Source organism: Enterococcus aquimarinus (assembly GCF_001885765.1).
GTDB lineage: Bacteria > Bacillota > Bacilli > Lactobacillales > Enterococcaceae > Enterococcus_I > Enterococcus_I aquimarinus.
In genome coordinates, this window is record NZ_JXKD01000003.1 from 117,654 (window position 1) to 131,966 (window position 14,313).

Sequence of the window (14,313 nt, forward strand, 5' to 3'; positions counted from 1 at the left end):
CCTATTTACTTAGTGCTTTTTTTAACGTTTCTAATCGTGTTTTCACACTACCATCAATAATTTGATGCTTCATTTCTAGAATAACTCCGCCTAATATGCTCGAATCAATTTGCTCGTGAAACGCAACTGTCTCATAACCAAATTGCTGTGTAAGCTTCTTAGACAGTTGTTCTTTTTGTTTGCTTGTTAAAGGAACAACCGTTGTGACTGTCGCTTTTAAAATTCTTTTAGATTCGTAATATGCTTCTTCAAATGCATCAAAAATAAACGGTAATTCTAACAAGCGATGATTTTCCGTAATGACTAAAAGTGAATGACGAGTGACTTCTTCCATCTCTTGAAGCAATGAATGCAATAGTTGTTGTTTCTCGACTGTCGGAACATTCGGGTTATTCAAAATAAGGCTTAATTCAGGGACACCAACGATTACTTCTCGGAGGGTTTGGACATCGTGAAAAACGCTATCTAGCACTTGTTCTTCTTCCGCCAATTCAAACAATGCTTTACCATAACGTTTTCCAACGGTATATTTATCGAGTTTCATAATCTGAACCTAATCCATCAATATACTGATCGATTAACATTTCTTGATTTTCCAAAGAAAGCTCATGACTTAGAATTTTTTCTGCTAATTGAATCGATAGTTGAGCCACTTCTTGTTTTACTTCAACAAGCGCTTGCTCTTTTTCGTTTAATAGCGCTGCTTGGGCTTTTTCTTTCATCCGAGCAACTTCTTCTTTTGTTTCGTTTAAGATGACTTGGCGGTTAAACTCTCCCACTTGCTTGGCCTCTTTGACAATGGTCGCCGCTTCTAGTTGAGAAGCAGACAATCGTTGCATCATGATTTCTTCGTGTTTTTTCGCCTTCACACGCGATTCTTCAGCAGAATCTAAGTCGTGGTTAATTTGGTCTGCACGCTTTTGGAACACTTCCACAATCTGCTCCCAAGCAAATTTCTTAATCAACACTAATAGTAAAATAAAGGATCCTGTCACGACTACAATACTACTAATAGTGGTCTGATAGCCAACAGCATTCAATAATACTAACTGATTTAGCATCTGCTAGACACTCCTATCTCTATGCTTCTCCTTTTAATCAAATAAAAAAAAGAGACGCCGATTTTATATTTAAAAAAGCAGAAGGATTTTTTAAACCAATCGCTTCTGCTTTTCTTGTCTCTTAATTTAAAACAAGAAGTAAGGCAACCACTACTCCTAAAATGGGCACTGCCTCGATGAAGGCCATTCCAAGAATCATTGTTGAACGTAACTCACTTGAAAGTTCTGGTTGGCGAGCCATTGATTCTAATGTGGTTGAAACCACTTTAGAGTTCCCGTATGCTGCACCTAATGCCGATCCGACAATTGCTAACCCTGCTGCGATAAAATTCATAATATTTTCCTCCTATTAATAGTTCCTATTATTTTAATGATCAATTGCAATTTTATGACTTAAGAAAACCATGGTTAAAGTAACAAATACATAGGCTTGGATGGCACCAATGAATAGTGAGAAACCAATCCAAATCATTTCAAGTGGGACGGCTAGCGGTAAGGCAACCCAACCAATCGATGTAACCAATGAAACGATTAATCCTAAAAGAACCTCCCCTGCAAAAATATTACCATATAAACGTAATCCTAGACTAATAACATTCGTAAATTCTTCTAGCAATTTAATTGGCAAAATAAAGCTTACAGGCTTCAAATACGAATTAACAAAATAATTCTTTAATCCAAATCGTTGAATACCCATATAATGGGTAAACACAATGACTGTCATCGCTAATCCTAAGGTCACAATGGGATCGGCGGTTGGACTTTTCCAAAGTGAAATCTCACTTGGTGTCACAATTTTTGTGATTAATCCTATTTCATTTGAAACTAAAATAAATAAAAATAACGTAAAACCTAACAAATGATAATGATTCACTTCTTTTTTGTTTGGTAATTGACTACTTAATATTCCTCTAACAAAATCAACAATGTATTCCAGCACATTTTGTTTTCCTTTGGGTCGAATTTGTAAATTCCGACTGCAAATGAATACAAATGAAAAAATGAGAATACATGTCAACAATGTCATAATAATAATCGTCCCATCAAACCAAATCGGACCTATTTGAAACAGGAGTGAACGTTCTTCCAAAATCTTCACCTCTTTTCTCAAGTATCTTAAAACGAGCCTGTGGTTTGTTCGTTTTTTCTCATACTTATGATGACAATTGGTATCATACCACCATGATAGAAAAATTTCAAAACATTTTCAGCAAAACCCTACTATTATCCATTTAAAATTGTAATCGTAAATTTAAAAAGACACAATTTTGCTAATGATAAGTAAAATACCTACTACAAATCGAGATTTTTTCGTCGACGAACTCGGATTTTGTGCAAAAATTTCATTTACGATAACTAGCGGTTTTTCAGAACGCGTTGAATTTGACGATCTTGATCTTTGCGTTTCAAAGATTCTCGCTTATCGTAGTCCTTCTTCCCTTTCGCAAGTCCAATTAAAACTTTTGCATAACCATCTTTCAAATAGACTTTTAAGGGAACAATCGTCATCCCCGCATTTTTTGCTTCCGTTTCAAGTTTACGGATTTGACGTTTATGAAGAAGGAGTTTTCGTGTGCGCAACGGATCATGATTAAAAATATTCCCTTGTTCATACGGACTAATATGAACATTGAATAAATACGCTTCTCCGTTACGGATTCTCACAAAACCATCTTTCAAATTAATCCGACTATTGCGGATCGATTTAATTTCTGTTCCTTTTAAGACCACACCTGCTTCGATTGCTTCGACAATGGTGTAATCATGGCTTGCTTTTCTATTTTGCGCGATTACATTTCCTTTACCTTTTGGCATTTCGGACCCTCCAAGAGGTATTCAACCTCATTTCTTTTTATCGGTTTTTTTATGTTTCTTTTTAAGTGCAGAAGCGTAAAAAGGTTTCTTTTTCCCTTTTTTCTTCCCTGTTTTCTTTTTGCCTGCACCCTCCACTCGTTCTGGGGCTGTTTTGATTTCAAACTTAGGCTTCGCATTTGTTCGTGTACCCTTTTTTTCCTTGTTGCGATTTTTCATAAGAATCGGGGCAACTTCTGCTGCTTCAATTAATTCAAAATCAATTTCTCTTGTTTCTGGATCAGCTTTTCTTACCTTGATTCGAACTTTTTGTCCGATTTTAAAGGTCTGACCTGTTCGTTCACCGACTAATGCAAGATGATTTTCAACATAATGGAAGTAATCTTGGTGAAGAGTCGACATATGAATTAATCCTTCAATTGTATTTGGTAATTCAACGAAGAAGCCAAATTTCATGACTGAACTGATAACGCCATCAAATTCTTCATCAATATGATCTGCCATAAATTCTGCTTTCTTCAATGCATCGACTTCTCGTTCCGCATTGACCGCGCGACGTTCCATTTGCGAACTATGAAAGGCGATTTCAGGTAAATTTTCTTCCCAATAGCCTTGATTATCCAATGAATCATCCGTTTGATATGAACGAATTAAGCGATGAACAATTAAATCCGGATAACGACGAATTGGAGAAGTAAAGTGAGTATAATACTCTGCCGCTAAGCCATAATGGCCATAATTCTCTTCGCTATATTTTGCTTGCTGCATACTTCTTAACAACATCGTATTAATCACCATTGCTTCGGGCTTGTCTGCGACTTCTTCCACAATAGCTTGTAAGTCTTTTGGCGATACGGATCCTTTATTATTTTTAACAACAATTCCTAAAATAGAAGCAAAATCCATAAAACGTCGCATTTTTTCTTCTTTCGGTTCTTCGTGAATCCGATAAATGAACGGAAAGTTTTTTTGATTAAAATGCTTGGCTACCGTTTCATTAGCTGCTAACATAAAGGATTCGATTAAGCGTTCACCTACGCCTCTTTTACGAAACTCAATTTCTAACGGATGGCCGTCTTCATCAACGATCACTTTCGCTTCATTATCTTCAAAAGTAACTGCTCCACGGCGTTTACGCATTGCCTCTAATAAATGGTGTAAATTAGCCATCTCCTCAAACATTGGGACAAGTGTTTGGTACTGCTTGATAATTTCGGGATTTTCAGCTTCTAAAATTTCGTTGACTGCGCTATACGTCATGCGGGCAACTGATTGAATAACACTCTCATATATATCATACGTCAAGATATTCCCAAGTGAATCAATCTCCATCTCACAACTCATCGCAAGGCGTGGGACGTTTGGATTCAATGAGCAAATACCATTAGATAAGCGCTGCGGCAACATCGGAATCACTCGATCCGTTAAATATACACTCGTTCCACGCTCAAAAGCTTCTCTATCTAGCGGACTCTCTTGCGTCACATAATACGAAACGTCCGCAATGTGCACCCCTAGATAGTAGTTTCCATTTTCTAACTTTCGAACACTAATGGCGTCATCTAAATCTTTGGCATCTTCGCCATCAATCGTGACAATTTGCTCACCAATTAAGTTTCGACGATCAGGAAAATCTGCTGGATTAATCGTATCAGGGACTTGATTGGCTTGTTCTAAGACATCTTCCGCAAATTTTGTTGGAATACCATTCGCAACAACAATCGATAAAATATCCATTCCAGGTTCATCTTTATAACCAATTACTTGTTTAACTAACCCTTCAAAAGTCGTTGGATACTCTTCGTCAGGATAGTGAGTAATTTCCACAATTACAATACTGCCATCCATGGGCCGGATACCTTCAGCTGCAACAAAGACTTTAAACCCGGTTAATTTTTTATCTTTTGGTTTCACGACACCATATAAATCTGACTCTTTGATTTCTTCGTCCGAAAATAAGGTGAACTCCCCAACCACTTGGGTGAGTTTTCGTTCACGAATCTCAACGACTTGTCCTTCTGCCCCTTTTTCTTTAAAAGGATCTGCTGGATGCGTGATATCAATCGCTACGGTATCTCCTTCAAGTGCCATGAGAGTCTGTTCTTTTGCAATATAAATATCATCTTCTTCAGGGTCAACGTTGACAAAACCAAAGCCTCGTTCGTTTCGACGAAAGATTCCTTCAAGTAAGACTTCTTTTTGCGGAAGTTTAATTTTGCCTTTTTTCGTAAATATGACACTTTTTTCTTGTTCCAAGGTCGCAACCGTCTGAACTAAGACTTTAAAGTCAGCTCCTTTTTGCATCTCTACCCCTGTTGCTATTTCTTCGATTGAAAAACTTTTTTTCTTACTTTGTGCCATAAAGTGTAATACCTTTATTTTAATTGTTTCATTCATTATTTTCCTCATTCCAAGACAATCCTTCAACAAAATGAAGCACGTCTTTTTCAAATTCTTTTCGGTCAGGTCCCACTGTAATCACATGACCACTCTTAGGATACCACTGGACACTACAACGCGTTTGAGTGAACTTTTGTGCAGCGTGATAGACCGTGCTTGGTGTAATTAATTGATCGTTTCCAGCTTGTGCTAAAAATACAGGAACACGAATATCGGCTAGCTGTTGTTGGATACGAGCGGAATAGTGCTCAATCGCTGAGAGTTGTTTCAACGAAGCCGCTTTGATTTCTTCTAAATGATGCACTTCGGTTACATAATGACGCGCGTAAAGCATAAAATTCGCATGAATCGTCGTAGGCATCGGCGCTAATGGCGAACAAAATGCCCCACCACCAATGACATTTTCTTCTTGGAGCGCAGCCATCGCGTAGAGTCCACCCATTGATAACCCAAAAACAGCGATTTGTTGATAGCCAAGATTTCTTAAGAACGTTAATGCTTGCGTCGTATCCTCCCACCACGTTGATGGGTGCTCTGCTAAAATATCAGCCGGATTTTTTGTGCCATGTCCTGTAAATAATGGTGCATAAACCGTATATCCCTTACTTTCTAACATTCGCGCGAGCATACGAACATCATTATAACTCCCTGTATACGCATGCAATAGCAAAATCGCCTTGCTCCCTTTTGGAAAAAAAAGCGCTTCTGGAAATTGTTTTGATTGTTCCATTGAATGATCACCTCGCTTTATATTTTAACATAGAAGCCGCGGAATTACTCTTGCTAGGCTATATTGAAGATAAAAAAAGAACTTAGGACCTCGCCTAAGCTCTCGTTCTTATTTTCCGGATGATAACAACACTAATACAAAAAGTAAAATAATCCATACCGCACTTAAAACAGCGGTCGCACGTTGCATCACGGCTTCAAATCCCCGTGCTTTTTGCTTCCCAAAAAGTTGATCTGCACCGCCCGAAAAGGCACTTGCTGCACTATTTTGTTTGCTTGGTTGCATCAAAATGGCAATAATTAAGACAATGGACAGCACAATGACTGTTCCTAAAATAAAACTATACACTTGAAATCCCCCTTTACCTTAGTATCCGTCTTCTATACTTTAGCACAAGTTTTTTTTTTTGACTAGAGGAAATCCTATACACTCTTAAAAAGAAAACCTTTCAGCTCGTTTCATCCATCAATGATTACGCTTGATTCAATTGACTTCCTGTTTCTAAAATTTCTAATTGGCGAATGGTTTCTTCGTCTTTCACTAATTTATCTTTTCCTTCAATGATTGTTGCATAGAGCGCGTCATAAAAGCGACTATAATCGCCTACTTCAGAGACCACTTTCTCCTCGTGGTAGACACCTTGATCATCCATATATGTTAACGTGCCGTAATGTTCCGGTAAATCCACCCCAAAATCAGCATTTTCTGGCATATGGAAAAGTTTTAAGTGCTCTTCTTGCCGATCTTTTGTCGCTTTGACAAAACAGCCTTTTTTGCCATACACAACAAAACTTGGTCGTTCTTTCAAACGAAAGTAACTTGATTTGATCGAAACTTTCATCCCGCCGTAATTAAAATCTAAATCAAAGTAATCATTCATGCGCCCTTTTCCAAGTAATTGACGCACGTCATAATGAATCTCATCTGGGTCCCCAAAATAGGACAAGACTTGATCGATAGTATGACAACCGTGCGCATATAAATAACTGTCCATTTGCGAATACGTATGAGTATTCTCCGGTATTTCAGGACGGAAATAATCAAAGTGCATCTCTACTTCTAGAATATCTCCCAAAACACCACTTTCAATTACTTTTTGAACCGTTAGAAAATCGGAGTCAAAGCGACGGTTTTGATAACATTGAAGAAATAAGCCTTTTTCTTTAGCTAGCGCAAAGAGTTCTTTTGCTTGTGCTGCAGTTTCTGTAAAAGGTTTTTCAATTAAGGCGTTTTTACCATGTTCTAATAATAATCTTGCATAGTCATAGTGCATCTTTCCTGGTGTTGTCACAACGACTAATTGGATCTCTTCATCCTGTAAAATATCATCTAAATCCGTCGTATAATGAACGCCTTCAATGGGTGCCCATTCGTCTTTATGCGTCCGAGAATAAATCGTTTTGACGTTAATTTTATCCGCTAATTTCGTTGAAAAAGGTAAATGATAGCGATTTGTACTTTTTCCATTGGCAATATAAGCAATTGTTAACATATTAATTCCTCCCAGAATGAATGATTGTCTCTTTATTATAAGCGAGATTACTTGAAGTACAAGCCTTGGCCCCAATCTAGGTCTTCGTTATCAATTGTTTTGAAAAAAAGCCTTCTAGTTTAAACATTATGTTCAGAAACATAGCCTTTTTGTAGAGTCTCCGTTAAAATATAGAATGCGAGGAGGAAAACATATGATTACTATTTTAGACCAATTAAAAGAACAAGCACACTTTACCCAAACAGAAAAACGAATTGCCGACTATATCTTACAACATTTAGACGCCATTCCCGCTATCTATATTGAGGATTTAGCAAAAGCCACTTATACTTCGCACTCCGCGATTATTCGCCTCTGCAAAAAATTGGATGTTAGCGGTTTTCGCGAATTTAAAATAGCCATCTCAAGCATTGTGCATAGTCAGTTGCATGTCGCTGGTGAGGTCAATGCGAATTTTCCTTTTGATGAAAAGGATTCATCTCTCACAATTGCCAAAAAAATGGCGGATTTAACGATGGATACTGTCCAAAAAACATTCTTACAATTAGACGAAACAACCTTAGATCAAATCGTCAGCCAATTGGCCAGTGCCAACCGTGTCTTTCTTTTTGCTCGCGGAGATTCGCAAATCCGCGCGCGTGGCTTTCAAGCCAAACTCGTCAAATTAAATCGCTTCTTCATCCTAGCAGAAGATTACGCTGATCCATATTGGAATGCCGCAAGTTTGTCTTCTGATGATTGTGCGCTATTTATTTCGTACAGCGGCATTGTCGCTCAGTACCAACCAATTATGGAACATTTTCACAAAGAACATGTCCCAGCAATTTTGCTAACTGGTAATCGACATTCCGAATTAATACCATTTGCCTCTACGACTTTAGTGACAAGCCAAGAAGAATATGGTTTTGAAAAAATTAGTACCTTCTCTTCCCAAATTGCATTTGATTATCTTTTAAATACGATTTTTGCGGCCTTGTATGCAAAAGAATATCAAAAAAACATCTTAAACTTGAAGAAAAAGCAAGAATTATTTCGCCATAATCTCTTATCCGATGAGTCGCTTAAAATTGATGACTAAAGGCAAGTTTTTAAAAATCTGACGTTTTTTGAGGAAAAATGAGTAACTCTTTGACTAATTTCTTCTAAAAAAACCGATTAAAAAATTTCATTATGAAAAATGTCAAATTTCTGATACACTTTCGCTTTTTTTGTTATAAAATAGAGATGGAAGGGTTTTCAAAAATAGTTAGGAGGAGTTTTTATGAAGAAAAAAGCATTTGAGATGCCAACAGCTTACACAGTTCTATTTTTAATTACCATTGCGGTCGCCATTTTCACTTGGATTATTCCGGCAGGTAGTTACCAAATCGATCCCGAAACCGGGAACTTTATCGCTGGGACGTATGAACAAATTCCAAGGCAACCACAAGGACTTTGGGATGTCTTTATGGCACCGATTGTTGGAATGGTCGGTGATGCCAATACAGGAGGCGCCATTGATATTTCCTTATTCATTCTATTTATTGGTGGCTTACTCGGTATCGTCAACAAAACAGGCGCCTTTGATGCAGGTGTGGCCTCAATTATTAAGAGTCGAAAAGGCAAAGAAAAATCGCTCATTCCAATTCTGATGATTATTTTTGCCGTTGGGGGTACGACATTTGGACTTGCTGAAGAAACGTTAGCATTCTTTCCTATTCTAATTCCTGTCATGTTAGCAGTAGGCTTTGACTCAATCGTAGCCATAGCAGTACCACTGATTGGGTCTCAAATTGGCTGTCTTGCTTCAACCGTCAATCCATTTTCTACCGGCGTGGCTTCTGGTATGTTAGGAATTAGTCCGGGTGAAGGATTATTTTCCCGCATTATTCTCCTAATCATCTTACTAGCCATTAGTATTTGGTACGTCTATCGCTATGCAAGTAAAGTCGAAAAAGATCCTAAGAACTCCCTTTTATACGAACAACGAGAAGCCGATTTAGCTCATTTTAAAATGAATATCGAGGACATACAAGATATTTCAGCGAAACAAAAGCAAGTATTATTCCTTTTTGTTCTGACTTTTGTCATCTTAGTTGTCGGGCTCGTTCCGTGGTCGGCAATCAATCCGAATTGGACATTCTTTGAATCCTTTACGCAGTGGTTAGTCAATATTCCTGTATTAGGCGGATTACTTGGTAAAAGCATGGCGCCTTTAGGTACTTGGTATTTTTCTGAAATTACAATGTTAATGTTGGTGATGTCGATTGCGATTGCCTTTTTCTACGGCATGAAAGAAAAAGAATTCATCGATACTTTCTTAGGTGGCGCCGCTGATTTTGTCGGTGTTGCGATTGTCGTAGCTGTTGCAAAAGGAATTCAAGTTGTCATGAATGACGGTGCCATTACCGCAACGATTCTTCATTTCGGTGAACAAGGATTAGAAAATGTCTCTTCTAGTTTATTTGCTGTATTAGTTTACTTATTCTACATCCCGATGTCGTTCCTCATTCCTTCAACATCTGGTTTAGCCGCGGCTACCATGGGTATTATCGGACCGATGGGAGAATTTTCTGGCGTCGCAAAAGATGTCATCATTACCGCTTACCAAGCAGCATCTGGCTGGGCAAACTTGATTACACCAACTTCTGCGATTGTAATGGGTGCTGTGACGATTGCTCATACCGATTTAAGAGTGTGGTTTAAATTTGTCGGAAAATTAATGGTCATTATTTTTGTTGTTACAATGATTTATTTAGCTATCTTAGCAATATTATAATAAAATACTTAATAAAAGAAAGGTGAGGTTACATGAAAACATTGATTACAGAAACACACAAGCAACAAGCGATTTCGGCTATTCAACGATTAGTCAATATTCCCTCTTATTTACAAGAATCGGTTCCCGGTGCGCCTTTTGGCCAAAGCATTTTAGAGGCGCTTAAAGAATGCCTGACTCTTTTTCAAGAAGAAGGTTTCGAAACGTTCATCGATCCTGAAGGCTATTATGGTTATGCTGAAATCGGCGAAGGCGAAGAAATTTTTGGCGTTCTTTGTCATTTAGATGTCGTTCCAGCTGGCGACGTCTCATTATGGCATACCCCACCTTTTGAAGGCATCGTGGAAAACGAAACGATTTATGGACGTGGAGTCCAAGATGATAAAGGGCCAACAATTGCCGCGCTTTATGCAGTTAAAGCCATTCTCGATGCGGGATTGACCTTGAACAAAAAAATCCGTTTTATTTTCGGTACAGATGAAGAAAACTTATGGCGTTGCATGGCGCAATACCATAAGAATGAAAAAAGTATTGATTTTGGTATCGCTCCTGATGCACAGTTCCCGGTGATTAACGCCGAGAAAGGCTTGCTCCAAGTTTATTTAACAGGAGAAGGCACAACGGAATTCACCTTAGCAGGTGGAACAGCTTTAAATGTCGTTTCAGATACCGCTACCTATAACGGTGAGCATGCCGATGTCATCGCACAAAAACTCACTGAACTGGGTTATGATTTCACGCAAAACGAGCAAGAAATTATTGTCAAGGGAAAAGCGGTACATTCAAAAGATGCAGCACAAGGAATCAATGCCAATACACGATTAGCAACTGCGATGGCTCCTTTCTATGACCATGACGGTTTGAATTTCTTAGGACAATTAGTGAAAAACGATGCCCATGGAACAAGCGTAGTCGGTGAAATGTCTGATGAAGCGTCCGGTCCGTTAACTTTTAATGTGGCAACCGTTTCGATTGATGCGCATGAAACCAAAATCGGTATCGATATGCGTATTCCGGTCACCATTGATAAAGAGCGACTCGTTGAAAAACTAATCGAAAAAGCGAGTGAATACGGACTTACTTATGAAGAGTATGATTTTCTTGACGCTCTTTACGTCCCAGCTGACTCTGAATTAATCACCACCTTATTAGGTGCTTATCGTGACATTACCGGCGATATGCGCCCGCCTCAAGTTTCGGGAGGAGCTACTTTTGCTCGAACAATGAAAAACTGTGTCGCATTTGGTGCGATGTTTGCCCAAACCAAAGACACCATGCACCAACCAAATGAAGCTTGGCCATTAGCTGAAATGGAACAAACCATGGTCATTTATGCAGAAGCGATTGCTCGTTTATGTTGTGAATAAAAATCTGGCTGTATAACTTTTAGTGTTGATGACTAAAATTCGTATTATTCCTCAACATTTTTTTCGGAATAGATCATTTTTTTGATGATAGACTCATCGCTTAAATATTTTCTTTTATCATTTCTTTCATTGTTTGACGAAATAGACATCAAAATGATATTCAATACTAGCGGACCGGAGAAAAACGCCTTGTGTCAGCTGCGTCAAAATACGAAATGTGAATGACTCTAGGTTTGTGCTTGAGCACTTGCCTAGAGTTTGAAGCTTTCGAGCTGAGCGTCACTCCAAGGCCTGATACTGTATCCGTCACTCGCTTTGCTCGAACGGCTTCAGCAATGGCAGGCTCGAAGCGGTCTCGCAACCCCCACACAAGGCGATTTTTCATAGGGTAGCGCGAAATGTCATCCACATTATTTGAAGAACCAAAAATCTTTCTTCATCAACACTAAATACGTTATACAAAAAAACTTCTCCTTTTTCCGATTATTAATCAGAAAAGGAGAAGTTTTTATTTAACGATTATTTGTTTTTTAAGTTATAGAAAGCGTCTAAACCTTTGTAGACTGCTACTTCACCTAATTGGTCTTCAATACGTAATAATTGGTTGTATTTTGCAATACGGTCAGTACGTGATAAAGAACCAGTTTTGATTTGACCAGCGTTTGTTGCAACAGCGATATCAGCGATTGTTGCGTCTTCTGTTTCACCAGAACGGTGAGAAACAACAGCAGTGTAGCCAGCTTCTTTCGCCATTTCGATTGCTTCAAAAGTCTCAGTTAAAGTACCGATTTGGTTAACTTTGATTAAGATTGAGTTTGCAATGTCGTTTTTAATTCCGCGAGATAAGATTTCAGTGTTTGTAACGAATAAATCGTCACCTACTAATTGAACTTTGTCGCCTAAACGTTCAGTTAATAGTTTCCAACCTTCCCAGTCGTTTTGATCCATACCATCTTCAATTGATAGGATTGGGTATTTATTAACTAATTCTTCTAAGTAGTCAACTTGTTCAGCTGCAGTGCGTTTTGCGCCGCCTTCGCCTTCAAATTTAGCGTAGTTGTAGATACCGTCTTCGTAGAATTCAGCTGATGCACAGTCAAATCCTAAGTAAACATCTTTACCTGGTTCTAAACCAGCTGCTTTAATCGCTTCTAAGATTGTTTCAACACCGTCTTCTGTACCAGCAAAACGAGGTGCGAAACCACCTTCGTCACCTACAGAAGTTTCTAGGCCACGAGATTTTAAGATTTTAGCTAGGGCATGGAAAATTTCTGCTCCCCAACGTAATGCTTCTTTAAATGATGGTGCGCCAGTTGGTAAGATCATGAACTCTTGGAATGCAATCGGTGCATCAGAGTGAGAACCACCATTAACGATGTTCATCATTGGAGTTGGTAAAACTTTTGTGTTGAATCCGCCTAAGTAGTGGTATAAAGGAATTTCTAGGTAGTCAGCAGCTGCACGAGCAACAGCGATAGAAACACCTAAAATAGCGTTAGCTCCTAATTTACCTTTGTTTGGAGTTCCATCTAAAGCGATCATCGCTTTATCGATTGCCATTTGATCACGAACATCGTATCCGATGATTGCTTCTGCAATTGTGTTATTTACGTTGTCAACAGCTTTAGAAACACCTTTACCTAAGTAACGAGCGCTATCGCCATCACGTAATTCAACGGCTTCATGTTCACCAGTTGAAGCGCCTGACGGAACCATTCCGCGACCAAACGCACCTGATTCTGTATAAACTTCTACTTCGATTGTTGGGTTACCACGTGAGTCTAAGACTTCGCGAGCGTAAATATCAGTAATAATTGACATATTATGTCTCTCCTTTAAATTGTTTTATCTTAAGGGGGATTCCCTTGCGATTAGTTTTATTGTAATGAATTTTCTTCGATACTGCAAATGAAAGTTGAAACTATTTAACAGCTTCTAATAATGCTAAGAAAGAAGCTGGAACTAAACTTGCTCCACCGACTAAAGCACCATCGACGTTTTCTTTTGCCATGTATTCAGCGATATTTTCAGGATTCACAGAACCACCGTATTGAATACGAACAGCTTGAGCAACGGTTTCGCCGTAGATTTTCTCAACTGTTTGACGGACAACGCCACAGATTTCGTCAGCAATGGTTGCATCTGCTGATTTACCTGTACCAATAGCCCAGATTGGCTCATAAGCAATCACTAAGTTCGAAACTTGCTCATCGGTTAAACCTTCTAAACCTGCTGTAATTTGTCCTTCAATCCACTCAGCCGTTTGACCTGCTTCGTAAGTTTCAAGTGACTCACCACAACAAAGAATAGGTGTCATCCCATTTGCAAAAATTGCTTTCGCTTTTTTGTTAATATCAGCATCTGTTTCATGGAAATACTCACGACGCTCAGAGTGACCAATGATCACATATTGTACGCCTAAATCAGCAATCGCTGCTGGAGAGTTTTCGCCAGTGAATGCGCCTGTATTTTCCCAGTAAGCATTTTGTGCAGCAATTTTCACATCAGATCCTTTTAACTCTTCTGCTAGAGAAGCTAAGAATAATGCTGGTGAGCCGATTACAGAATCAACCGCATCATTTGAAGGGACTGCCCCTTTCACTTCTTTTGCAAAGTCAACTGCTTCAGCTAACGTTTTATTCATTTTCCAGTTTCCTGCAATAATTGGTTTACGCATAGAATTTGACACTCCT

Annotated in this window: 14 protein-coding genes; 3 read left to right on the top strand and 11 right to left on the bottom strand. The window is 38.6% G+C overall.

What is annotated here, in order from left to right; translation table 11 throughout:
- Position 1 precedes the first annotated feature (1 nt).
- The 9 genes from atpH to RU93_RS03610 form a co-directional block, all read right to left on the bottom strand.
- Positions 2-544, bottom strand: a complete 543-nt coding sequence (atpH, locus tag RU93_RS03570) for an ATP synthase F1 subunit delta (RefSeq protein WP_071874236.1) — start codon at positions 542-544, stop codon at positions 2-4.
- Positions 531-1,061, bottom strand: a complete 531-nt coding sequence (atpF, locus tag RU93_RS03575) for a F0F1 ATP synthase subunit B (RefSeq protein ID WP_071874237.1) — start codon at positions 1,059-1,061, stop codon at positions 531-533. The genes atpH and atpF overlap by 14 nt, the downstream gene beginning before the upstream one ends.
- A gap of 121 nt (positions 1,062-1,182) precedes the next feature.
- The gene (gene atpE / locus RU93_RS03580) at positions 1,183-1,395 is read right to left on the bottom strand and encodes a F0F1 ATP synthase subunit C (protein ID WP_071874238.1); all 213 of its coding nucleotides are present in this window, start codon (positions 1,393-1,395) and stop codon (positions 1,183-1,185) included.
- A gap of 33 nt (positions 1,396-1,428) precedes the next feature.
- The gene (gene atpB / locus RU93_RS03585) at positions 1,429-2,151 is read right to left on the bottom strand and encodes a F0F1 ATP synthase subunit A (RefSeq protein ID WP_071874239.1); all 723 of its coding nucleotides are present in this window, start codon (positions 2,149-2,151) and stop codon (positions 1,429-1,431) included.
- A gap of 266 nt (positions 2,152-2,417) precedes the next feature.
- Positions 2,418-2,876 (bottom strand): SsrA-binding protein SmpB, encoded by a 459-nt coding sequence (gene smpB / locus RU93_RS03590; RefSeq protein ID WP_071874240.1) that lies wholly within the window; start codon positions 2,874-2,876, stop codon positions 2,418-2,420.
- A 27-nt stretch (positions 2,877-2,903) separates the two neighbouring features.
- On the bottom strand, positions 2,904-5,273 hold the full coding sequence (gene rnr / locus RU93_RS03595) for a ribonuclease R (RefSeq protein WP_211272549.1): 2,370 nt from the start codon (positions 5,271-5,273) through the stop codon (positions 2,904-2,906).
- Positions 5,263-6,003, bottom strand: coding sequence for an alpha/beta hydrolase (locus RU93_RS03600; RefSeq protein ID WP_071874242.1), 741 nt, complete (start codon positions 6,001-6,003; stop codon positions 5,263-5,265). The genes rnr and RU93_RS03600 overlap by 11 nt, the downstream gene beginning before the upstream one ends.
- Positions 6,004-6,111: 108 nt before the next feature.
- Positions 6,112-6,351 carry a preprotein translocase subunit SecG gene (secG, locus tag RU93_RS03605; protein ID WP_071874243.1) on the bottom strand — a complete coding sequence of 80 codons (240 nt, stop codon included), beginning with the start codon at positions 6,349-6,351 and terminating at the stop codon, positions 6,112-6,114.
- Positions 6,352-6,475: 124 nt separating this feature from the next.
- Positions 6,476-7,495, bottom strand: a complete 1,020-nt coding sequence (locus RU93_RS03610; protein WP_071874244.1) for a Gfo/Idh/MocA family oxidoreductase — start codon at positions 7,493-7,495, stop codon at positions 6,476-6,478.
- Positions 7,496-7,688: 193 nt separating this feature from the next.
- On the opposite strand from RU93_RS03610, the gene RU93_RS03615 reads away from it, so the two are divergent.
- From RU93_RS03615 to RU93_RS03625, 3 genes are all read left to right on the top strand, one after another.
- Complete coding sequence (locus tag RU93_RS03615) at positions 7,689-8,573, top strand: MurR/RpiR family transcriptional regulator (protein ID WP_379952761.1); 885 nt, start codon at positions 7,689-7,691, stop codon at positions 8,571-8,573.
- 183 nt (positions 8,574-8,756) lie between these two features.
- Entirely contained in the window at positions 8,757-10,253 is a 1,497-nt protein-coding gene (locus RU93_RS03620; RefSeq protein ID WP_071874245.1) for a YfcC family protein, read from the top strand.
- Between the two features lie 32 nt (positions 10,254-10,285).
- A complete protein-coding gene (locus RU93_RS03625; RefSeq protein WP_071874246.1) occupies positions 10,286-11,620 on the top strand; it encodes a M20 family metallopeptidase in 1,335 nt (444 codons plus the stop codon).
- A gap of 519 nt (positions 11,621-12,139) precedes the next feature.
- Here RU93_RS03625 and eno read toward each other — a convergent pair.
- Together eno and tpiA are read right to left on the bottom strand one after the other, a co-directional pair.
- Positions 12,140-13,441 (bottom strand): phosphopyruvate hydratase, encoded by a 1,302-nt coding sequence (gene eno, locus RU93_RS03630; protein ID WP_071874247.1) that lies wholly within the window; start codon positions 13,439-13,441, stop codon positions 12,140-12,142.
- A gap of 100 nt (positions 13,442-13,541) precedes the next feature.
- Positions 13,542-14,297 carry a triose-phosphate isomerase gene (tpiA, locus tag RU93_RS03635; RefSeq protein ID WP_071874248.1) on the bottom strand — a complete coding sequence of 252 codons (756 nt, stop codon included), beginning with the start codon at positions 14,295-14,297 and terminating at the stop codon, positions 13,542-13,544.
- Positions 14,298-14,313 lie beyond the last annotated feature (16 nt).